At 68.7% G+C, this 22,292-nt stretch carries 17 protein-coding genes and 4 pseudogenes; 13 read left to right on the top strand and 8 right to left on the bottom strand.

The genetic code is table 11. The features are described 5' to 3' along the window. Positions 1-147: 147 nt before the first annotated feature. The 10 genes from MKK51_RS18200 (at position 148) to MKK51_RS18155 (ending at position 13,439) form a co-directional block, all read left to right on the top strand. Entirely contained in the window at positions 148-1,290 is a 1,143-nt protein-coding gene (locus MKK51_RS18200; protein WP_243979356.1) for an acyl-CoA dehydrogenase family protein, read from the top strand. Next, positions 1,290-2,369: an enoyl-CoA hydratase/isomerase family protein gene (locus MKK51_RS18195; protein WP_243979354.1), complete on the top strand. Its 1,080-nt coding sequence runs from the start codon at positions 1,290-1,292 to the stop codon at positions 2,367-2,369. Before MKK51_RS18200 ends, MKK51_RS18195 begins: the two co-directional genes overlap by 1 nt. A 95-nt stretch (positions 2,370-2,464) precedes the next feature. Then, entirely contained in the window at positions 2,465-3,364 is a 900-nt protein-coding gene (gene mmsB / locus MKK51_RS18190; protein ID WP_243979352.1) for a 3-hydroxyisobutyrate dehydrogenase, read from the top strand. Further along, on the top strand, positions 3,364-4,137 hold the full coding sequence (locus MKK51_RS18185) for an enoyl-CoA hydratase (protein ID WP_243979343.1): 774 nt from the start codon (positions 3,364-3,366) through the stop codon (positions 4,135-4,137). The genes mmsB and MKK51_RS18185 overlap by 1 nt, the downstream gene beginning before the upstream one ends. A 129-nt stretch (positions 4,138-4,266) precedes the next feature. After that, positions 4,267-5,991 (top strand): AMP-binding protein, encoded by a 1,725-nt coding sequence (locus tag MKK51_RS18180; protein ID WP_243979341.1) that lies wholly within the window; start codon positions 4,267-4,269, stop codon positions 5,989-5,991. 169 nt (positions 5,992-6,160) lie between these two features. Next, positions 6,161-7,849 carry an MFS transporter gene (locus tag MKK51_RS18175; RefSeq protein WP_243979590.1) on the top strand — a complete coding sequence of 563 codons (1,689 nt, stop codon included), beginning with the start codon at positions 6,161-6,163 and terminating at the stop codon, positions 7,847-7,849. A gap of 205 nt (positions 7,850-8,054) precedes the next feature. Continuing rightward, positions 8,055-9,542: an aldehyde dehydrogenase family protein gene (locus MKK51_RS18170; protein ID WP_243979339.1), complete on the top strand. Its 1,488-nt coding sequence runs from the start codon at positions 8,055-8,057 to the stop codon at positions 9,540-9,542. A gap of 94 nt (positions 9,543-9,636) precedes the next feature. After that, positions 9,637-11,199 carry an AMP-binding protein gene (locus tag MKK51_RS18165; RefSeq protein WP_243979337.1) on the top strand — a complete coding sequence of 521 codons (1,563 nt, stop codon included), beginning with the start codon at positions 9,637-9,639 and terminating at the stop codon, positions 11,197-11,199. Positions 11,200-11,491: 292 nt separating this feature from the next. Next, entirely contained in the window at positions 11,492-12,655 is a 1,164-nt protein-coding gene (locus MKK51_RS18160; RefSeq protein WP_243979335.1) for an acetyl-CoA C-acyltransferase, read from the top strand. Between the two features lie 22 nt (positions 12,656-12,677). After that, positions 12,678-13,439 carry an SDR family NAD(P)-dependent oxidoreductase gene (locus MKK51_RS18155; RefSeq protein ID WP_243979333.1) on the top strand — a complete coding sequence of 254 codons (762 nt, stop codon included), beginning with the start codon at positions 12,678-12,680 and terminating at the stop codon, positions 13,437-13,439. A 98-nt stretch (positions 13,440-13,537) separates the two neighbouring features. Here the strand turns inward: MKK51_RS18155 and MKK51_RS18150 are convergent. Next, positions 13,538-13,666, bottom strand: a pseudogene (locus MKK51_RS18150) (IS481 family transposase); the annotation flags it as partial. A 103-nt stretch (positions 13,667-13,769) separates the two neighbouring features. Here MKK51_RS18150 and MKK51_RS18145 point away from each other — a divergent pair. Further along, positions 13,770-13,868: pseudogene (locus tag MKK51_RS18145) on the top strand (amine oxidase); the annotation flags it as partial. A 201-nt stretch (positions 13,869-14,069) separates the two neighbouring features. Here the strand turns inward: MKK51_RS18145 and MKK51_RS18140 are convergent. Genes MKK51_RS18140 through MKK51_RS18120 form a run of 5 tightly spaced genes read right to left on the bottom strand, consistent with a single transcriptional unit; the run spans position 14,070 to position 18,218 of the window. Further along, the gene (locus MKK51_RS18140) at positions 14,070-15,203 is read right to left on the bottom strand and encodes an FAD-dependent monooxygenase (RefSeq protein ID WP_243979331.1); all 1,134 of its coding nucleotides are present in this window, start codon (positions 15,201-15,203) and stop codon (positions 14,070-14,072) included. Between the two features lie 29 nt (positions 15,204-15,232). Beyond that, positions 15,233-15,781 (bottom strand): cytochrome b, encoded by a 549-nt coding sequence (locus tag MKK51_RS18135; RefSeq protein ID WP_243979329.1) that lies wholly within the window; start codon positions 15,779-15,781, stop codon positions 15,233-15,235. Continuing rightward, complete coding sequence (locus tag MKK51_RS18130) at positions 15,778-16,890, bottom strand: catalase family peroxidase (protein ID WP_243979328.1); 1,113 nt, start codon at positions 16,888-16,890, stop codon at positions 15,778-15,780. Before MKK51_RS18130 ends, MKK51_RS18135 begins: the two co-directional genes overlap by 4 nt. Before the next feature lie 9 nt (positions 16,891-16,899). Continuing rightward, positions 16,900-17,691: an anti-sigma factor family protein gene (locus MKK51_RS18125; RefSeq protein ID WP_243979326.1), complete on the bottom strand. Its 792-nt coding sequence runs from the start codon at positions 17,689-17,691 to the stop codon at positions 16,900-16,902. Next, on the bottom strand, positions 17,688-18,218 hold the full coding sequence (locus MKK51_RS18120; RefSeq protein WP_243979324.1) for a sigma-70 family RNA polymerase sigma factor: 531 nt from the start codon (positions 18,216-18,218) through the stop codon (positions 17,688-17,690). The genes MKK51_RS18125 and MKK51_RS18120 overlap by 4 nt, the downstream gene beginning before the upstream one ends. Before the next feature lie 280 nt (positions 18,219-18,498). Between MKK51_RS18120 and MKK51_RS18115 the strand changes: the two genes are divergently transcribed. Next, a complete protein-coding gene (locus tag MKK51_RS18115; RefSeq protein WP_279601207.1) occupies positions 18,499-18,768 on the top strand; it encodes a hypothetical protein in 270 nt (89 codons plus the stop codon). A 495-nt stretch (positions 18,769-19,263) separates the two neighbouring features. Here MKK51_RS18115 and MKK51_RS18110 read toward each other — a convergent pair whose 3' ends face one another. After that, a complete protein-coding gene (locus MKK51_RS18110; protein WP_243979588.1) occupies positions 19,264-20,520 on the bottom strand; it encodes a hemolysin family protein in 1,257 nt (418 codons plus the stop codon). Positions 20,521-21,504: 984 nt separating this feature from the next. Here MKK51_RS18110 and MKK51_RS18105 point away from each other — a divergent pair. Then, positions 21,505-21,958, top strand: a pseudogene (locus MKK51_RS18105) (transposase); the annotation flags it as partial. Here the strand turns inward: MKK51_RS18105 and MKK51_RS18100 are convergent. Further along, positions 21,943-22,292: pseudogene (locus MKK51_RS18100) on the bottom strand (IS21 family transposase); the annotation flags it as partial. The pseudogenes MKK51_RS18105 and MKK51_RS18100 sit on opposite strands and share 16 nt — an antisense overlap.

Genomic DNA, 22,292 nt, shown 5'->3' with positions numbered 1-22,292 from the left:
GTATTGTATAGACGCGTGTGGCTTCCCGAGTGGAAGCGTGCGCCGCGCCGGAACCATCGCTCCCGCGCATTGGCGCAGGGCGGCCGATCATCCAAGAGGCGGTGAGGCGCTGGCGACCGGTGGAACGCCGCGGTCGAGGCTGTCGCGATGAGTTTCGCTCTCACTGAGGATCAGATCGCGATCCGCGAGATGGCGGAGGGGTTCTCCGCAGAGCATATCGCCCCCCATGCTCTCGCGTGGGACGAGGCCAAACATTTCCCCGTCGAAACCCTTCGGGCGGCCGCCGCCCTCGGCATGGCCGGCATCTACGTGGACACCGAGCATGGCGGGTCGGGGCTGGGGCGCGCCGATGCCGTCCTGATCTTCGAGGCCCTCGCCAAGGGCTGCCCGACGGTCGCGGCCTTCCTGTCGATCCACAACATGTGCGCCTGGATGGTCGACACCTACGGCGATGCGGACCAGCGGGCCCGCTGGGTGCCGGCGCTCACGGGCATGGACACGATCGCCAGCTACTGCCTCACCGAGGCCGCCTCGGGCTCGGACGCCGCTTCCCTGCGCACCCGTGCGGAGCGCGACGGCGATCACTACGTCCTCAACGGCGAGAAGCAGTTCATCTCGGGTGCGGGGGTGAGCGACCTCTACATCGTGCTGGCCCGAACCGGCGGCCCGGGCGCGGACGGCATCTCCGCGATCGTCGTCGAGAAGGACACGCCCGGCCTCTCGTTCGGAGCCAACGAGCGCAAGATGGGCTGGAACGCCCAGCCGACCCGGGCGGTGCGGTTCGACGATGTCCGTGTTCCGGTCGACCACCGCCTCGGTGCCGAGGGCCAGGGCTTTCGCATGGCCATGGCCGGCCTCGACGGCGGGCGGCTGAACATCGCCGCCTGTTCCCTGGGGGGAGCGCAGGGCGCCCTCGACCGCACCCTCGCCTACATGGCCGAACGGCGGGCCTTCGGCCGGGTGCTCACCGACTTCCAGGCGCTCCAGTTCCGCCTCGCCGACATGGCGACCGGCCTCGAGGTCTCCCGGGCCTTCCTGCGCCACGCGGCCGCCGCGCTCGACGCGAAGGCTCCCGAGGCGACCCGGCTCTGCGCCATGGCCAAGCGCCACGTGACCGATACCGCCTTCGACGTCGCCAACGACGCCCTGCAACTCCACGGCGGCTACGGCTACCTGGCCGAATACGGCATCGAGAAGATCGTCCGCGACCTGCGGGTGCACCAGATCCTGGAAGGCACCAACGAGATCATGCGTCTGATCGTGGCGCGCACCCTCATCGGGAGCCGCTGATGGACGAGATCATCGTCGAGCGCGCGGGTCGGCTCGGCCGTATCCGGCTCAACCGGCCGAAGGCCCTGAACGCGCTGACCCACGGCATGGTCGGGCAGATCGATGCGGCCCTCGACGCATTCGCCGCGGATCCGGGCGTCGCCTGCGTGCTGCTCACCGGCGAGGGCGAGCGTGGCTTCTGCGCCGGTGGCGACGTGCGCTCCCTCTACCTGAGTGAGGGGACCGCCTTCGCCGAAGGCTTCTGGCGGGACGAGTATCGGCTCGACGCCCGCATCGCCCGGTTCGGGAAACCCGTGGTGGCGATCATGGACGGGATCACCATGGGCGGGGGCGTCGGGCTCTCGGCCCATGCCCGGCACCGCGTCGTCACCGAGCGCTCGCGGGTGGCGATGCCGGAGACCGGCATCGGTTACCTGCCGGATGTCGGCGCCACCTGGCTGCTGCCCCGGGCGCCCGGCGAGACCGGCACCTACCTGGGTCTCACCGGTGCGCCGATGGCGGCGGCCGATGCGATCTATGCCGGGTTTGCCGATGCGCTGGTGCCCGTCTCCGCGCTGCCGGCGCTGGTCGAGGCCCTGTCCGGCCTCCGCGAAGGCGCCACCGACGAGGATGTCGCCGCCGCCATCCGGGCGCTCGCCGCGGAGCCCGGCCCGTCGGGCCTGGAGGCGCAGCGCGCGGTCATCGACCGCTGCTTCGCCTTCGACGCGATGACCGGGATCCTGTCCGCGCTCGAAGCCGACCCATCGGATTTCGCCACGGCCACCCGGGCGACGCTCGCCGAGAAAGCGCCGGCGAGCCTCGTCCTGACCCTGGACCTGCTGCGGCGCGGCCGCAGCGGCCCCGACCTCGAAGCGTGCCTGGAGCGCGAGTTCCACGCCTCGCTCGCCATGCTCGCCGAGGGCGATTTTCGGGAGGGCATCCGCGCCGCGGTCATCGACAAGGATCGTCGCCCGCGCTGGTCGCCCGCGACCCTGGCCGAGGTCGATCCCGCCCGGATCGCCGGCTGGCTGGAGCCGCGCGCGGCACCCGTCTTCCCGAACGACCCGAGCCTTGGCGGGTCGCGGACACGGCAAGGCTGAAGACTGTTCTTCCCCGAACCTCCCAGGGAGGCGGGCGGGGAGCGGGGAACGCAAGATCGAGCGGGGCAACCTCGCCGAAGACATGGGAGGATCAGATGCCACAGACCATCGGCTTCATCGGACTCGGCAACATGGGCGGCCCGATGGCGGCCAATCTCGCGCGGGCGGGGCACCGGGTGCAGGGGTTCGACCTCGCCCCGGCATCGCTCGCGGCCGCCGAGGCGGCCGGCGTCGCGGTGATGGGTTCCGCCGCGGAGGCGGTGCAGGGGGCCGATTCCGTCGTGACCATGCTGCCCGCCGGCCGACACGTGGTCCAGGTCTGGGACGAGATTTCCGGATCCGTCCCGCCCGGGACGCTTCTCATCGATTCCTCGACCATCGACGTGGAGAGCGCCCGCCGGGCCCATGCCTGCGCCGGAGAGCGTGGATGTGCCGCCATCGACGCGCCGGTCTCGGGCGGCACCGGCGGCGCCAAGGCGGGGACCCTGACCTTCATGGCCGGCGGTTCAAAGGAGGCCTTCGCCCGGGCCGAGCCACTCCTGCGGCAGATGGGCAAGGCGGTGTTCCATTGCGGCGAGGCCGGTGCGGGACAGGCCGCCAAGATCTGCAACAACATGATCCTCGGTATCTCGATGATCGGCGTGTGCGAGGCCTTCGCCCTCGGCGAGAAGCTCGGGCTCTCGCGCCAGGCCCTGTTCGACGTCGCGTCGGTCTCGTCGGGCCAGTGCTGGTCGCTGACCACCTATTGTCCGGTCCCCGGCCCGGTGCCGACCTCGCCCGCGAACAGCGGTTACCGTCCGGGCTTCGCCGCGGGCCTGATGCTCAAGGACCTGCGCCTCGCGCAGGCGGCGGCGGCGGCGGCGGGTGCCGCGACGCCGCTCGGCGCCGAGGCGGCCCAGCTCTACGCCCTGTACGAGGCCCTCGGTCACGGCGGCGAGGATTTCTCGGGCATCATCCGGATGCTGCGCGGCGCCGATTCGGGAGATGCGGCCTGATGACCTACGAAACGATCCTGGCGGAGACGAGGGGGCGGGTGCTCCTGATCACCCTCAACCGGCCGAAGGCGCTGAACGCCATCAACGCCCGGCTGACCGCCGAACTGATCGCCGCCGCGACGCGGGCCGACGCGGATCCGGAGATCGGCTGCATCGTCCTGACCGGCTCGGCCAAGGCCTTCGCGGCCGGGGCGGACATCAAGGAGATGCAGGCCGCCACCTACACGCAGATGTACGCCAGCGACCATTTCGGGGACTGGGAGCGATTCACCGCGATCCGCACGCCGATCATCGCGGCGGTGGCCGGCTACGCGCTCGGCGGCGGCTGCGAACTCGCCATGATGTGCGACTTCATCCTGGCCGCCGACACGGCGCAGTTCGGCCAGCCCGAGATCAAGCTCGGCGTGATGCCGGGCATGGGCGGCAGCCAGCGCCTGACCCGCCTCGTCGGCAAGGCGAAGGCGATGGAGATGTGCCTGACCGGGCGGATGATGGACGCGGCCGAGGCGGAGCGTTCCGGTCTGGTTTCACGGGTGATCCCCGCCGACCGGCTCCTCGACGAGGCGATGAATGTGGCCGAGGCCATCGCCGGCATGTCGCTGCCGATCGCCATGATGAACAAGGAGGCGGTCAACCGCGCCTACGAGACGACCCTGTCCGAGGGCCTTCGCTTCGAGCGGCGCGTCTTCCACGCCACCTTCGCCACCGAAGACCAGACGGAAGGCATGACGGCCTTCGTCGAGAAACGACCTGCCGATTTCAAGCATCGCTGAGCCCTGCCCCGCCGGGAAAGCCATCCCGGCGGGGAGATTCGAATCGAGACCAGTCGAGTCCTTCGATCAAAACGCGGACGAAGATCCGCGCCGAAGACAGACGAACCCACGCAGTGAGGGAGGAAGGCAATGCCGACATTTCGGGAGGCTCGGGATTTTCTCTTAGACCATCGAACCGATTATGAGACGGCGTATGGCGGGTTCCGCTGGCCGGACCCCGTTCCCTTCAATTGGGCCCTCGATTGGTTCGACGCGCAGCTCGCGGCCGATCCCGTCCGCCGCGATCGACCGGCGCTCTGGATCGTCGATGGCGCCACCGGCGCCGAGACAAAGATCAGCTTCGCACAGATGTCCGACCGCTCGAACCGCGTCGCGAACTATCTGCGATCGCTCGGACTGAAACGCGGCGACACCCTTCTGCTCATCCTCGGCAACGACCAGGCGCTGTGGGAGACGATGCTGGCCGCGATCAAGCTCGGCCTCGTCATCATTCCCGCCACGACGCTCCTGACCTCCGAGGAACTGGCCGACCGGGTCGAACGCGGCCGGGCGCGGGCGATCCTGGCCGGACCGGAGCAGGCGGAGCGGTTCGACGCGGCGGCTATCGAATCGACCGTGCGGATCGTGACCGGCGCCGGGCTGCCCGGTTGGCGATCCTACGACGAGGCGTTCGGCCACGACGCCGCGTTCACGCCCGACGGACCCACCCTGCCCGACGATCCGCTGCTCCTCTACTTCACGTCGGGAACAACGGCCAAACCGAAGCTCGTCCGCCATACCCACAGGAGCTACCCGGTCGGTGCCCTCTCGACCATGTACTGGCTCGGGCTGCAACCGGGCGACGTGCATCTCAATGTGTCGTCGCCCGGCTGGGCCAAGCACGCCTGGAGTTCATTCTTCGCACCCTGGAACGCCGGCGCGACGATCTTCGTCTTCAATCAGACGCCCTTCAACGCCCGTGCGCTCATCGACGTCATGGACCGGTGCCGGGTTACCACTCTGTGCGCGCCGCCGACCGTCTGGCGGATGATCATCCAGCAGGATCTCACCGCGCGGGGCCTGGCGCTGCGGGAGGTCTGCGCCGCGGGCGAGCCTCTCAATCCCGAGGTGATCGACCAGATCAGGAAGGCCTGGGGCATCACGATCCGCGACGGTTACGGGCAGACGGAGACGACCGCCCAGGTCGCGAACACCCCGGGACAGGTCATGAAGGTCGGCGCCATGGGCCGGCCCCTGCCGGGCTATCGCGTCCGGGTGCTCGATCCCGACGACGAGCCCGCGCAGGAGGGCCAGGTCTGCCTCGTCCTCGGCGACGACAGGCCGGCCGGACTGATGCAGGGCTATCAGAGCGCCGACGGCAACGCGCTGCTGATCGAAGGGGACGTCTATCGCACCGGCGACGTCGCGTTCCGGGACTCGGACGGGGTCTTCACCTTCGTCGGTCGCGCCGACGACGTGTTCAAATCGTCGGGCTACCGGATCAGTCCCTTCGAGCTGGAGAGCGTTCTCATCGAGCACGACGCCGTGGCGGAGGCCGCGGTGGTCCCGGCCCCGGACCCGGTTCGTTCCACCGTGCCCAAGGCCTATGTCGCGCTGAGGTCCGGCGTCGCGCCGAACCGGGAGACTGCCCTCGACATCTTCCGCCTCACGAACGACCGGCTGGCTTCCTACAAGCGCCTCCGCGCCCTGGAATTCGTCACCGAACTGCCGAAGACCATCTCGGGCAAGATCCGCCGCGTCCAGCTCCGCCGTGTGGAAGTCGAGGGCGGCCCGGACGCAGCCGAGCGCGGACCCATCTTCCGCCAGTCCGACTTTCCCGAGCTCAAGTCGGCCGACCAGGGCGCGAAGGCCTAGAGCCGTGCCCGGTCAGACCGGGTCGGGCACCGTCCCTGCGACGCGCACAGGCACCGATGGTCGCCGGAGCGGACGATCTTTCCAGAAACACGAGCCCATCGCCGGTAGCAGGGAGGGATAGATGCCAGTCTCCGCCGCAGCACCAGGACCTGACATGACGGCGGCGCCGATGAGTCCGGGCGAGAGGAAAGTCATCCTCGCCTCCTCCCTCGGCACCGTCTTCGAATGGTACGACTTTTTCCTGTACGGATCGCTCGCGACGATCATTGGCGCGCAGTTCTTCTCGGCCTATCCGGAAGCGACCCGCAACATCTTCGCACTTCTCGCTTTCGCGGCGGGTTTCATCGTTCGTCCCTTCGGCGCCCTGGTTTTCGGGCGGCTCGGCGACATGGTCGGTCGCAAGCACACCTTCCTCGTCACCATCCTAATCATGGGCCTCTCGACCTTCTGCGTCGGCCTGCTGCCCTCCTACGATACGCTGAACGGCTACGGCATCGGCTGGGCCGCGCCGGTGACGCTGCTGGCGCTGCGCATGCTCCAGGGGCTCGCGCTGGGCGGTGAGTACGGCGGCGCGGCGGTCTACGTGGCCGAGCACGCCCCCCGCGGCCGGCGCGGCTTCTACACCTCGTTCATTCAGGCGACGGCGACCCTGGGCCTGCTGCTCTCGCTGGTCATCATCCTGTCGACCCAGAGCTACGTGAACAGCGTCTATCCGGGCGGCACGGCGACGAATGCCGACGGCACGACGAATCCCGTCACCGCCTTCCAGGTCTGGGGATGGCGCGTCCCGTTCCTCGTCTCCATCGTCCTCCTGGGAGTCTCGGTCTGGATCCGCCTGCAGATGAACGAGAGCCCGGCCTTCCAGAAGATGAAGGACGAGGGGACCCGCTCGAAAGCGCCGCTCTCGGAGGCGTTCGGCCAGTGGCGCAACGCCAAATGGGCGCTGCTCGCGCTTTTCGGCCTCACCGCCGGCCAAGCCGTGGTGTGGTATACGGGCCAGTTCTACTGCCTGTTCTTCCTCCAGAGTATCCTCAAGGTCGATCAGTTCACGGCGAACGTGATGGTCGCGTGGTCGCTGATCGCGGTGACCGGCGGCTTTCTGTTCTTCGGGGCGCTCTCCGACAGGATCGGCCGCAAGCCGGTCATCCTCGGCGGCTGCCTGCTGGCGGCGCTCAGCTACTTCCCGCTGTTCGAGCAGCTCACCGCCAACGCCAACCCGGCGCTCCATCGGGCGCAGGCCACGGTGCCGGTGGTGGTCAAGACGGACCCTGCCGGGTGCTCGTTCCAGTTCAATCCGGTAGGCACGGCCAAGTTCACCAGGGAATGCGACGTCGCCAAGGCGCTGCTGGCCCGCTCCGCCGTGCGCTATCGCACGGAGAGCCAGCCTGCCGGCACGCCCACCGTGGTCACCGTCAGCGGCCAAGACTTCGCCGTGGCCGATCCGAATTTCGCCAAGGCGGTCTCGGCGGCACTCGCCGCGTCCGGCTATCCCTCGACCGCGGCGAACCCGACCGTGATCAAGGCGGAAAGCCCGATCGACATCTTCTCGCGGCAGAAGCTCACGGTCATCGCCATCCTGTTCGCCATCGCGATCTTCGTCACGATGGCCTATGGCCCGATCGCCGCGGCTCTGGTCGAACTGTTCCCGACCCGCATCCGCTACACCGCGATGTCGTTGCCCTACCATATCGGGAACGGCTGGTTCGGCGGCCTCCTGCCGGCCACCGCCTTCGCGATGGTGGCTCAGACCGGCGACATCTACTACGGGCTCTGGTATCCGATCGTGGTTTCACTGGTCACCGTCGTGATCGGTCTGCTCTTCGTCCCCGAAACCAAGGATCGGGACATTCTGACCTGATCGGTCGCAAGACAAAACGCGACGGCTTCGCGACGAACACGTGTTTCCCGTGAGCGGAGCACCACGGACGGCGCCCGCGCGACCCGGCCTCACGGGCGCGCCGCGCTGAATCTTTCATCCGACCCGTCGAGCGGAACCCCGGTGAGACACCGTGCCGACGGATCCGATGAGCCACGCCAACCCCTTCGAGACAATGGAGATCCCGATGACCCAAGCAGAGAACACGATGGCCGGATCCGGCCTGCGCCGGCAGCCCATGCTGATCGGCGGCCAATGGGTGTGGGCGGCTTCCGGCGAAACGCTCAGTGTCGAGAATCCCGGCCGCCGGCAGGCCATCGCGGAGGTCCCGCGCGGAGGCGAGGCGGATGTCGATCGCGCCGTGGACGCGGCGCTGACGGCGTTCTCGACCTGGAAGAAGACGCAACCCCGCGATCGCGGCCTGATGCTCCTGCGCATTGCCGACGCGATCGACCGGCGGGCCGAGGAGCTCGCGCGGACCATCGCCGAGGAAACGGGCAACGCCCTGCGGACCCAGGCGAGGCCCGAGGTCCAGATCGCCGTGGCCATGTTCCGCTATTTCGGCGGCCTCGCCGGCGAGACGAAGGGCGAGACCCTGCCGCTGGGTCACGACCTCCTGAGCTTCACCCAGCGCGAACCGCTCGGGGTCGTCGCCGCGGTCATTCCCTGGAACGCCCCCCTCATGCTGGCGAGCGTGAAGATCGCGCCGGCCCTCTGCGCCGGCAACACCATGGTCATGAAGACCGCGGAAGACGCCCCGCTCGCCGTGCTGATGCTCGCCGAGATCTGCCAGGAGCATCTGCCCCCGGGCGTCTTGAACATGCTGAGCGGAACCGGGCCGGAATGCGGTGCCCCGCTCCTTCATCACCCGTCGGTGGCGAAGCTCTCGTTCACCGGCTCGACCGGCGTCGGCAAGCTCGTCATGGAGGCGGCGGCCAAGCGGATCCTGCCCGTCTCGCTCGAACTCGGCGGCAAGAGCCCGTCCATCGTGTATCCCGACGCGGACGAGGATTGGGTGGTCGACGGCATCATCGCGGCGATGCGCTTCACGCGTCAGAGCCAGTCCTGCACCGCCGGATCGCGCCTGTTCCTGCATCGCAAGATCTATGACGGCTTCCTCGAACGCCTCGTCGCCAAGACCTCCCAGCTTCGGATCGGCGATCCGCTGGACGAGGCCACGGATATCGGCGCGATCATCAACGAGCGCCAGTTCACCAAGGTCTGCGGCTACGTGCGGGACGGGATCGAGCAGGCCGGCTCGCGGCTGGTCATGGGTGGCCTCCCCGACACGGATGGACCGCTCAGCGAGGGCTACTTCATGCGGCCGACCGCCTTCGCCCAGGCCGAGAACGAGTGGCGCCTCGCCCGTGAGGAGATCTTCGGGCCGGTCCTGGTCGCGATCCCGTGGGACGACGAGGAGGCGGTGATCCGGATGGCGAACGACTCCCATTACGGTCTGGCCGCCTACATCTGGACCCACGACATCGGCCGCGCCCTGCGGGCGGCCCGGGACGTCGAGGCCGGATGGGTGCAGGTCAACCAGGGGACCGGGCAGCTGCCGGGGCATTCCTACGGCGGCTACAAGCAGAGTGGCCTCGGACGCGAGTTCTCCCTCTCGGCGATGCTCGACAGTTTCACGCAGGTGAAAAGCATCACCGTCAACCTCACGCGCTGAGACGTGCGGCGATCGCGTCGTCCGGCGCGCCGGACGACGCGATCGCCAGTCTCCTCGACGATGATTCCTAAAACGACCTGCGGGACGAGGCCTCATGAGTAACAATCTGTACGATGTCCTGCTGCCGGCAGCCCCCGAGCGGGACGCTTCGGTCGTCCTGACGACGGAGACCGATGCCGCATGGACCCGCGGCGACATCGCTGTGCTCGCCGGCCGGATCGCGGCGCTCCTGCGCAATTCGGGCGTGGAGCCCGGGGACCGGGTGGCTGTTCAGGTGGAGAAGTCGCCGGAGGCGGTGTGCCTGTACCTCGCGTGTCTGAAGGCCGGCTTCGTCTATGTCCCCCTGAACACCGCCTACACCGACGCCGAGTTGGCGCACTTTCTCGGCGATGCCGAGCCCAAGGCCTTCGTCGGAGGCTCGGAGGCCGTCCCCGCGCCGCTCGCAGCGTCCCACACGGAGACGTTCACGCTCGGGCCGGACGGGCGCGGAAGCCTGATCGAGCGGGCAAGGGCGCTCGCACCGCTGGAAGGCACCGTCCCACGCGCGACCGACGACCTCGCGGCGCTTCTCTACACGTCAGGGACGACCGGTCGCGCGAAGGGCGCCATGATCACGCATGGCAACCTGATCTTCACGGCCAAAGCGCTCGAGGACGCCTGGGAGATCGACGACGCGGACGTCCTGCTCCATGCGCTGCCGATCTTCCACGCGCACGGCCTGTTCATCGCCCTGAACACCGCATTGCTGGCCGGCGCAGCGATGCATTTCCTGCCGAAATTCACCATCGACGCCGTGGTCGACCGGTTGCCGCGCTCGACGCTGTTCATGGGAGTCCCGACCTTCTACGCGCGGATGGTCGCCGACGCCCGTGTCGACGAGGCCCTGTGCAAGTCCGTGAGACTGTTCGTTTCCGGGTCGGCGCCGTTGTCCGTTCCCGCCTTCGAGGCCTTTCGGGCGAGGACCGGTCACGACATCCTCGAACGGTATGCGATGACGGAGACGATCGTCATCACCACCAACCCGCTGCACGGACACCGCGTCCCCGGGACCGTCGGTTCCGCGCTGCCGGGCGTGACCGTCCGGGTGATCGACGAGGCCGGCCGCGAACGGCCGCGGGGCGAGATCGGAGAGATCGCGCTCCAGGGACCGAACGTGTTCGCCGGATATTGGCGCCTGCCCGAGGTCACGGCCGCCGAATTCACCGCCGACGGATCGTTCAAGACCGGCGATCTCGGCAAGATGGAGGCCGACGGACGCCTGACGATCGTCGGCAGGAACAAGGACCTCATCATCACCGGCGGTTACAACGTCTATCCCGGGGAGGTGGAGGCGGTCCTTGCCCGCCTCGACGGGGTCGCCGACTGCGCCGTAATCGGCCTTCCGCATGCCGATTTCGGAGAGGGGGTCGTCGCCGTCATCGAGCGGCGGCCGGGCGACGAGTCCCTGACGCAGGCGGGGGTCGTCGAGGCGCTCTCTCGGGAGCTCGCGCGCTACAAGCTCCCCAAAGCGGTCGTGCTGATGGACAGCTTGCCCCGGAACGCGCTCGGCAAGATCCAGAAGAACGAGTTGCGGCGAACGCATGCCGCGCTGCTGCAGGGCGGCTCCGGTCTCCCTGCGTCCAGCCGTCCTTCGAGCCTGTCCGAGAAGCCGGTCTGATCGGACGCGGCGGCCGGTCCTTGGGGATGTGCCGCCATTCGATGCCGCCGTGCAGAGCATCGAATCACGCGTCCGGGAGATCCCGCGTCATCCACAACCCTCCCCAAAATCCCGACGACAGGCTGCAGGACTTCATCCTGCGCCATCAGGAGATCGCCGAGGCTGCCATGCCATCGGCCGCGACCACAAACGACGTTGACCCGGACGCACCGTCGCGACCGTGACGGACCGACCGGACCACGCGCGTTCGACCAGTCCGGCGTACAACCAAATCGCCAAGAGGATCGCACAGATGAAGGCAGACCCGATCGTCATCGCGAGCGCCGCCCGGACCCCGATGGGCGCGTTCCAGGGGGAATTGAAAACGCTCGCCGCCACGGAGCTCGGTGCGGCCGCGATCCGCGCGGCGGTGGGACGCGCCGGCCTCGACGGCGGAGACGTCTCGGAGGTCGTGATGGGCTGTGTCCTGCCCGCCGGCCTCGGGCAGGCGCCCGCACGGCAGGCCGCCCTCGGAGCCGGTCTCTCGGACGCGACGCCCTGCGCGACCCTCAACAAGGTCTGCGGCTCCGGCATGAAGGCGATCATGGTCGGCCACGACATGATCGCGGCGGGCTCGGCCGAGGTCGTCGTCGCCGGCGGCATGGAGTCGATGTCGAACGCGCCCTATCTCCTCGACAAGGCGCGCGCGGGCCAGCGCCTCGGACACGGGCGCGTCCTCGACCACATGTTCCTCGACGGCCTCGAGGACGCCTACGATCGCGGCCGCCTCATGGGCACGTTCGCGGAGGATACCGCGCGGCATTACCAGTTCACCCGTGACGCCCAGGACGCCTACGCCCTGGAATCCCTCGCCCGCGCCCAGCGCGCCGCGGCGGTGGGCGCCTTAGACGGTGAGATCGTTGCGGTCGGCGCCGAGATGCGCTCGGACGAGGGGCCGCGCAAGGCCCGGCCGGACAAGATCCCGACCCTGAAGCCGGCGTTCCGCCCGGACGGGACCGTGACGGCGGCGAACGCCTCGTCGATCTCCGATGGTGCGGCGGCGCTCGTGCTGATGCGGATGTCCGCGGCCGAGCGCGACGGCCACACCCCGCTCGCGGTCATCCGCGGCCATGCCAGCCACGCCGCCGCCCCGGCCTGGTTCTCCACGGCCCCCATCGGCGCCATCGGCAAGCTGACCGAGAAGATCGGCTGGGCCATGGGCGACGTGGACCTCTTCGAGATCAACGAGGCCTTCGCCGTCGTCGCCATGGCGGCGATGCGCGACCTCGACCTGCCGCACGACAAGGTCAACGTCCACGGCGGCGCCTGCGCGCTGGGCCACCCCATCGGCGCGTCCGGGGCACGCATCGTCGTGACGTTGCTCGCCGCCCTGGCGCGTACCGGCGGCCGGCGCGGCATCGCTTCTCTCTGCATCGGCGGCGGCGAGGCCACGGCCCTCGCGGTCGAGCGTCTCTGATCACAGCACCCCGGAGGATTTCGTGAAGAGTGAAGGTATCGCGGCGGTCGTCACGGGCGCCGCCTCGGGATTGGGCGCGGCCACCGCCAGGGCATTGGCGGGAGCGGGCGCCAAGGTCGCCCTCCTCGACCTGAACGTCGAGGCGGCGGCCGCGACGGCGCGCGAGATCGGCGGCCTCGCACTGGCCTGCGACGTCGCCGATGCCGGAAGCGCCGAGGCGGCCATCGCCCGCGCCGCGGCCGAGCACGGTGCCGCCCGCATCCTGGTCAACTGCGCCGGCATCTGCCCGGCCGCCAAGGTGGTCGGCCGTAACGGGCCGGCGTCGCTCGACGCCTTCGCCCGGGTCGTCCAGATCAATCTGGTCGGAACGTTCAACATGATCCGGCTGGTGGCGGCCGGCGCGGCAGGCCTCGATCCGCTGGAGGGCAGGGAACGCGGCGTGATCGTCTCGACGGCCTCCATCGCCGCCTACGAGGGGCAGGTCGGCCAGGCGGCCTATGCCGCATCCAAGGCCGGAATCGTCGGCCTGACCCTGCCGGTGGCGCGCGAACTCGCCCCCCTCGGTATCAGGGTCTGCGCCATCGCACCGGGGATGTTCGAGACGCCGATGGTCCAGGGGCTGCCCCGGGAGGTACAGGACAGTCTGGGCGCGGCCGTCCCGTTCCCATCCCGGTTCGGGCGTCCCGACGAGTATGCGCAGCTCGTACTGGCGATCGTGGCGAACCCGATGCTCAACGGTGAGACCATCCGCCTCGACGGCGCCCTGCGCATGCAGGCACGCTAGAGCTGCGCCCGACCACGTTGGGTCGGGGCACACCTCTCGATCTTTGTTGTGTCGCACTCTTTTTCGCCGAACCGGCATCCACTTCGGCGGAGAGCGCTCTAAGACGATAGCCCCAAGATGTGGTGCGACGGGTCGATCCTGAAGCGTCCGGGCTCTTTCGTTCCGGCCAGAAAGATATGGTCGCAGGGCGTGAGGCCACGCAGGGTCTTCCGCCGACGCGCGTCGTTGTCGGGGGGACTCTCGGGTTCGGGGTCCGTCGTCGCAACCCGACCCCGCCCGGCAATCGCCGATGCCCCCCGCCAGCTACACCACCGCCGGGGACACGACCCATTCGCGGGCGAGGCGACGCATCCCTTCGACTTCACGACCGCCCACGAGGCCTATGACAGCGGACAAAGGGCCGCCGACGCCGCAATGGCGGCGCTCCGGGACGGGCATGGTCTCAAGCCACGAGACCCGCTCGCCGCCGAAGCGGACGTGTGTCGATGGGCGGATCCGGCTTTCGTCATCGTGATGGAGGAATCCGATTCGTCTGTCCGGCGGGGCCCGTCCAGGTTTGTCCGCATGGTTCCCACGGTGAGGGGTACGACCCTGCGATCTTAAGGATTGGCTGGATCGCCGGAGTCAGGCTCAAGCCGAGACCGGTTTGCGGAGCGGAGAGTACGTGGCGCGGTAGCTGCGCGGCCCGATCACGGGAAGCAGGAGGTTTCTGGCCCAGCCCGGCATCCCCGCGGTGCGGGACAGGCGATCCGTCATGGCCTGGACATGGGTCACGCGGGGCCGGCGCAGCGCGTCGTAGTCCGTGCCGACCGTGCCCCAATCGGTTCGCTCCGCCAGCAGAGCGCTCAGCACGAGCGCGTCTTCCAGGGCGAGGGCGGCGCCCTGGGCCCAGACCGGCGCGGTCGCATGCGCGGCATCTCCGACCAGCACCACCCGGTCCCGGGTCCAACTCGGAATCCGCACCTCTTCGAGGGGAGAGTGATGGAGCGCGCCCGGCTGGGCGAGAACCGAATCGAGGATGTCGCGGACGAGACGCGGGAACGACGCGAAGGCAGCGCGCGAGGCGGCCAAGTCCCGCCCCTGTCCGGCAGCCTTGCCGACGGAGACCCAGCCATAAACCTCGCCCCGGTCGACGGGGATGAGCAGGAACAATCCGTCCGATCCCGCCCAGAGTGTCCAGGCGTCGAGGCCCGGATTCGGCGCCATGAAGCGCCAGCTCGCCGGGGCCAGCATCGCCGCGTCGGGCGCACGATCACCGAACACGCTGCGTCGCACCCGCGAATGCACTCCGTCCGCGCCGACGAGCAGTCTCCCGGCCTCCGCACTCCCGTCCAGGCATTCGGCCGTGACGCCGTGCGGCCCCTGCCTGACGGCGGCGACCTCGCATCCTTGTCGGATGTCGCCCGGCTCGAGGTCGAGCGTCAGAAGGCGCAGCAGGTCGGCCCGACGGAGACAATGAGGCCGTACCTCCTCACCCCAGAACGCCGTCTCGTCGACGGCGAAGAGGAGACGCCCGCTCTCGGTGCGGTATTCGCGCCGGTGAACGGGCGAGCCGACCCTGCGCAGGGCGTCGCCCAGGCCGAGTTGGCCGAGAGCCTGGACCGCGTTACCCGGCAGGTTGATGGCGAGGCCCGCATCCGCCGGCTCCCCACGCCGCTCCAGGGTCAGCGACGGCAGCCCGCGCCGCCGCAGCGCCCGCCGCATGGCGAGGCCCGCGATGCCGCCACCGGCGATGAGAACCCTGCCCGTCATGCGATCGTCCATCGTGTCTCGCCTCGTAGCCTGACTCGACGTCATCGGGACCGGGACGCCGTCGGGCGCGCGACCATGCTGGAGAAGACCCCATCCCGGCGGATCAGCCCATGCATCAGGGCCGCGCCGAGATGGGCGAGGATGAGACCGAACAGGGTGTAGGCCAGGATTGTGTGAAGCGGACGGAGCCACGCATAGAGGCTGGGATCGCGCGGCAGGATCGGCGGCAGGACGAGGGACTCGGCGAGCCCGATCGGATAGCCGGCCGCCGACAGCATCGCCCAGCCGACCAGCGGTAGAGCGAGCATCAACCCATACAGTAAGACGTGCGAGACATGGGCCGCCCGCCGCTGCCAGCCCGGAAGGTCCGAGGGCAGTTCCGGCGGCGGATGGCGCCAGCGGTTGAGCAGGCGCACCACCGCGAGAACCAGGATGCCGACCCCGAGCGGGCGGTGCAGCGCGACCAGGGTGTGGTAATGCGCCAGCGAGGTCACCATCGCCACGCCGATGAACAGCATGGCAAGGATCAGGGCCGCCATGGTCCAGTGCAGCAGCCGGGCCGGCCGGTTAAAGCGTGCGGTGTGGCTCACAATCCGGCTCCCGTTGCAGGCGTGTTCTGGACGGCGCTCGGCGCCTTCGGTTCGCCGGCGCGGCGCGTGAAGGATTGCGCATAGGCCGCCGAGCGGGCGTTGAGCAGCGGATCGTCCGATCCCACGATGCCGGCGGGCAGGACGAGGGGGTCGAAATTGACGTCGCGGCAATTGCCATCCGCTTCCGGCTGCGTGTCCGTGACGACCACGGTCCCGACGTCGAGGCTCTGCCGCTCGACCGGCCAGGGCAGGGTCGCATCGCCCGTGGGGTCGCCGGGCTGCCCCAGGGTGACGACGAGATGCCACCGCACGGGCGCCCGGCGGACGGCAGAGTCGAAGTCGTCGAACAGACCGTTCTTGTCCGCGCGAGCCCTCTGGGCTGGGCTCTCCGCCGTCGCGGCCCGCTCCGGCACGAACGCCCAGCGTACGGGCGTCCGGGTCCCGTCCGCGGCGATGAACCGGAAGGCGTTCAGGCTCCGGAAGGTGTCGTCGGCAAAGCCTGAGGTGATGGTTCGCGCCTTGATCAGGGCCGCCGCTTTCGCGCTCTCGGGATGCGCGGCGAAGAACGCCTTGAGCGCCTCCGGATCGGGCTTGCCCGTGGCCGGATCGGGCTTGGCGGCGAGAAGCTGCGCGTAGAACCCCTCCGGGGTGCGGACCGGGAAGACCGGCATGTCGTTGTTGCCGGTGCGCCATTCCTCGCCGTCGGGAAGGTGGAAGCGTAGGGCGAGGCTGCGCACCGTCGTGGCCGCGTCCGCCGCGTAGGGCTGGCCGCCCGCCAGCGCGATGCGGCCGGTGACGGGCGTGACCCGTCCCGCAGCGAAGAGCGACGCCGTCGACACGCGCGCGCCCCGGCCGTTGCTCTCGAAGCGCCCGGCGAGGCAGAGCCCCTTGGCGTGATTGCGCCGAAAGCCCGGATGGGGGCCATTCACCTGCTCGAAGCGGTCGACGATCCGCGCCTGGGTCAGGTCTCCCGGAGAGAGCCAGCCGCCGGCATAGGCGAAGGCCCCCGTCGTGCCGGCGACGAGCACCCCGATGGCGGCGAGGCGGAGACAAGCGGCACGCGGGCTCAAGGCCGGATCGGCCCCGGTCAGGTCGTTCAGGAGGGACATGTCGGGCCTTCAGACGGCGTTCGCGGTGGCGCGGCGAATCTCGTTGGCGAGCGGGTGCAGGATCGTGGGGTCGGCCGCACCCACGAGGCTGTAGCCCAGCCCGTCCTGGGCCCAGGCGTAGCCGTTCGACGTCTCCGTCGTGTGGGCGCGCATCGGCGCATCGCCGGGAACGCTCATGGGCCGCATCAGCATGACGAAGCGCGCACCGTGCCCATCGTCGTACATCAGCAGCCCGGCGGGTCCTTGCGGCGTGGCGACGAGACGTCCGCCCATGAGGCGGTAGCCGGAGCCGCTCAGATCCGGCACGGCCACCGGCCGCTTCATCCGGGCGGAGAACCAGCCGGCGAGTTCGTCCCGGTCGGCGGCGGCGAGTTCGACGGGGCGGGTGTGGTCGGGCGCGTAGACCGCGTAGTTCATGCTGGCGGACTGAGCCAGCGCCTCGATCCCGGTGGGCACGGGCGACACCACTTCGCGCAGGCCCCAGCCACCGGCGCCTCCGACGAGGAGCAGAAGCCCCGCCGCCATCGCCCGCCAGATCGGAAGAGTCTGCAAAGCCGACCGGGCCGGCCGGCGGCGCGCCTCGACGATCCGCGGCAGGTTGAGCCGGGCCGGAACCGGCTCGGCGGCGATGGGCGCGAAGGCGGCCCGCATCTCCTCGCGCAGGGTGACCATGCGCTCGACCCGCGCCCGCGCCTCGGGATGGGCATCGAGATAGGCCTCGACCTCGCGCTTCCGCGCCGTATCGAGCCGCTCGTCCACGAGGCCCTGGAGATCGTCGTCACCGATCGGACGCATGGTCATTTCACCCTCCGCAGGAGCGGGCGTTTGACAGGAGTGGCGGCTTCGGCGCCGTCCATGAGCTGGATCATCCGGTCCCGGGCCCTGGACAGGCGTGACATCACGGTTCCGGTCGGGATGGCGAGGACCTCCGCCGCTTCGGCGTAGGACAGACCCTCCACCGTCACGAGAAGCAGGACGCTGCGCTGCTCTTCCGGCAGGGCGTCCAGCGCCGTCATCAGGTCCCGGTGGCGCAGGCCGCTCTCCTGCGTCGGCGCCACCGCGAGGTTCGCCTCCGCCGTGTCCTCGATCGGCATGTGGGCGCCGCGGCGGGCGCGCTGGCGCATCTGGGTCACGGCGAGATTGTGGAGGATGGCGAAGAGCCAGGTCCGCGCATCGCCGTCGGCCTGGCGCTGGTGCCAGCGGGCGACGGCCCGCTCGAGGCAATCCTGCACCAGATCGTCGGCATCGGTGGGATTGCGCAGGAGGGCGTGCGCGTAGCGGCGCAGGGCCGGGATCAGCGGCTCGATGAGGCGCATCATGTCCATCATCTCCTGTCTCCTGGCATGGGCGGGGCTCCCGTCGGTACGCTCGCCGGACCGAACGTGCTCCGGGGCCGGCTACAGAGGCATGGACGCTACGAAATCGTGATTATTCCGCGTCCGCACGAAAAATTTCGCACGCGGCATCGAGTATTCGTTCGGGCGATAGGGTCTCGATCATGATGACGGAATTTTTCGACAGGGCATGGAATAAGCAGCCGAAGACGTCGTCTGTCCGGCATCGCTGCTCGACGAGATCAGATCGAGCAGGAACCACCGGAGACCAGACATGACGATAATCAAGACCGTTTCGGCCGTCGTTTTCGCATCCGCCTGCACGCTCGCAGCCCTGACCGGAGCTTCCCAGGCCCGGACCGTCACGCATCGGACGGAAAGCCCGGCGATCACCGGCTCGATCCCGGCGCCGGCGCCGTCGGCGTACTGGCTCGGCGGGCCGGACACCGACAGCGGAAATGCCAAGAACCCCGCTCTGCCGGGCTATGCCCAGGCCCGTGGCCAGGAGACCGGCGGTCCCGCTCGGGAACTCATCCCGAACTGAACCGGCTCGTCCCGGGCGCGCGTGAGCCCGCGCTCGGGACCTCTCGCCTCCATCCAGTCAAGGCCATCGGGTTGAGACCGGTACCGTGGTCCAGACACGGTCATCACGCGAGGAACCGGCGACGGTCGCCCGCTCGCGGATTCGATGGGGAGGGATGGCCGGCGTATCGAAGTTACGGACGTAACTCTCCCGCGCGTCGATGAAACGCTGCACTCATCGGCAGGGCCCAGACGATGGCAACGGAATGGAATTTGGTCATTCACCGCCGAGCGCAAGGTCAGCGCGGCGCGTGCGGCCGTCCATCACGTCTCCTTCGTCGCAACGGGTATCGCAGGAGACCCTTCTTGCCGCCACACCCTCCACCGGCCATCTCGATCCGTTGCTCGCCATCGCCCGCTTGGCCCTCGCCCGCGGCCTTCGACGACGGCGTCCGTTAGCTGTCGGCGAATGCCACGCCGGGTCCAGCGCGCTGCGTCAGGAGCTTGCCGTACGTCGTCAGTGCCTCCGGCTGGCGAGGACCTTGTCGATGCGACGCCCGTCCATGTCGACCACCTCGAAGCGCCATCCTCCTGCATCGAAGGCATCGCCGACGCCGGGGATCCGTCCGAGCTGGAAGATGACGTAGCCGGCCAGGGTGGTGAAATCGTCGCTGTCAGGCGTCTCCGGGAGTGCAAGGCGCTCGAAGGCCTGCCGGGCAGGCATCATGCCGTCGATCAGAAGCGAACCGTCTGCGCGTTCGACGACGTCGGGCTCTTCGCCCACCTCGGGGATGTCGCCCGCAATCGCTTCCAGGAGATCCGTCTGCGTGACGATCCCTTCCAACGTCCCGTATTCGTCCACCACCACGGCCATGCGCATAGGCTGGCTCTGGAAGGTCTCGAGGACGGCCAGGATCGTCATGCTTTCGTGCACGACGATGGGCGGCTGCGTGGCCACGGCGAGGTCGATGGCTTTGCCGTCGAGAACCTGGTCGAGCAGGTCCTGCTTACGCACGATCCCCACGAGTTCATCGACCTCTCCGCGGCTGATGACGACCTGGGCGTGGTCGCAGTCGCGGATCGCCTTGAGAACCACGTCTCGCGGGTCATCCAGATCGACCCAGAACACCTCGTGACGTGGGGTCATGATGTCCCGCACCTTTCGCTCCCCAATGGCGAAGATGCGCTCGACGGCCTCCTGCTGAACCTCGCGGATGAGGCCCGCCTCCTGGCTCGCCTGGATCAGCAGGTTGAGCTCGGCCGTCGAATGAAGCGATCCCTCGCCATGTCCCGGTTGGAGGCCGCAGAGGCGCAGCACCCCATTGCCGAGGGCGTTGAGGAGGAGGATCGCAGGCCGGAAGACGAGGAGGAAAAGGCTGAGGGGGCGGACGACGGCCAGCGCCGTGCGCTCGCTGCGCTGGAGGGCGAGGCTCTTCGGGGCGAGTTCGCCGAGCACGATGTGCAGGGACGTGATGATCGAAAACGCGACGACGACCGCGACGGTATGGGAGGCGACCGAACTGAGCCCGATCGGCAGCCACGTCAGCGCAGGCTCGACGAGATGGGCAAGGGCCGGTTCACCGACCCATCCCAAAGCGAGGGACGACAACGTGATGCCGAACTGGGTCGCGGCGAGATAGGCATCGAGCCGGTCGGTCGCCCGTTGCAGCGCGCCGGCATGCGCGCGACGTTCGCTGACGAGTTCCGCGACCCGAGAGCGGCGAACGGAGACGAGGGCGAACTCAGCGGCAACGAAGAACCCGTTGGCGAACACCAGCACGAGGACTGCCACCAGTCCCAGCACGGTCGACCATGCACCTTCGGAAATCGCCGTAACCCTCCTCGAATGACGCCTTCATTCACCGCCGCTAAGCCATCGTCGCCTGCCGCTTCGCGAGATCCGATTCGGAGCGGCTGCACGGCGAGGGCCATCGGTCGTGTCCGAGGGTAGTCCTGTGCGTGACCTGTTACCAGAATCGGCACGACATCGCACAAAAATCGGCAGCGCCCCATCGCAAAGGCAAATCGGCCCTCACATACCAACATTCTACGCTCTAGAATGCCGATCCATTTATCATCGACCCTTATGTTACTGTATTGATGCAGACCCTGCCCCTAAAATTGCACCTGGGCCACCACATGGGGGCAGGCCGGCCATCCCCGTCGCCGTACTTCCCCGGAGAGGTCGTGCGACCGACGTCAGCGTGTTCAGCTTGTTGACCGTCTGAGCTATATGTCCGCCAAACCCCCAGCATTCACCCCAGCGGGTGCGGGGGTATCAGAGGGGATTAAGCGAAACCGTGTCAACCGCCTCAGCCGGAAAAGTTGAGCGATCACAATGGCTAAAAGTCCGGGGGAAACCGCCTCAAACAGGCAAGTGGCGGAGAGGGGGGGATAATCCGCCAGATAACGCCTAGCTACAGCGTCGTCACGTCCGGTAGCCCGCGTCGCACCCGCGTCGGCTACGTTGGCGTGTACATGGCGCGCGACAGCGAGCATGGCAAGGTTTCTGATTGGAGTCTTGGGGATGCCTTTGACCATAGCGGCATATCCAGCCAACGACTCGGCTCTTCGGGACACCCCGCTCGACGCGGAGGTGCGCGCCGCCGCGCAGACCTGAGCCACGACCGCGCCGTGCTCGCCGCGACCGTCTGTTCGTATCGGCGACCTTTGTGTCCGACGTCAGCAACTGTGGGACAGATTGAGGGTCTTCACGAACGGAGGATGGCTGATTCATCGTAGCCCCTAAGGAGCGAAGATGAAGCAGACATCCGGACCGGCCAAGATGCCGGCAGAAGCGGTGATCAAGGACATCCGTCGGGCCACACGTCGGCAGTTCTCCTCCGAGGAGAAGATCCGCGTGGTGCTGGAAGGCTTGCGCGGCGAGGACAGCATCGCCGAACTGTGCCGGCGCGAGGGGATCGCCGCCTCGACGTACTACGGCTGGTCCAAGGAGTTCCTGGAGGCTGGTAAGACGCGCCTGTCGGGAGACACGGCGCGTGCGGCCACCACGGACGAGGTGCGGGATCTACGTCGCGAAGCGGGGGCGCTTGAAGGAGGTCGTAGCCGATCTCGTCCTGGAGCACCGTCTGCTTAAAAAAAAGCATGAGCGGGGCTGGGGGCGACGAGGCATGAGGTACCCGGCCCCCGAGAAGCTGGAGATCATCCGGCTGGTTGAGCAATCCCACCTGCCGGTGCGTGCCACCCTAGACACCTGATCGAGCAGGAGCGCGTTCAGCTCCTCGTAGCTCTTTACCCGGACACGCGGGGTGAAGAAGCGCTCGCGCACCAGCCCGACCTGGTTCTCGACCTGCCCCTTCTCCCAGCCCGAGCCCGTCGTGCAGGCGACCGGATCGACGAGGTAGTGCGAGCGCATCGTTGGGGTCGAACACCATCTCCTGCCTCTCGCGTGGATAGGCCCGCACAAACAGCATGCTCGTGTGCAAGAATCGGAGTCGCGAGACCTAGACCGTGAAGGGCGTTCCCCCTGTCCGCCAGACCTGGTGGCTGCTGTCGAATTGGTCGGCCCGGCCCACAGGGAGGGTG

Origin of the sequence: Methylobacterium sp. E-045, assembly GCF_022829685.1 — a bacterium.
Taxonomy (GTDB): domain Bacteria; phylum Pseudomonadota; class Alphaproteobacteria; order Rhizobiales; family Beijerinckiaceae; genus Methylobacterium.
Note: the sequence above shows the minus strand (reverse complement) of the source record. Positions and strands in the feature narration are given on the sequence as shown.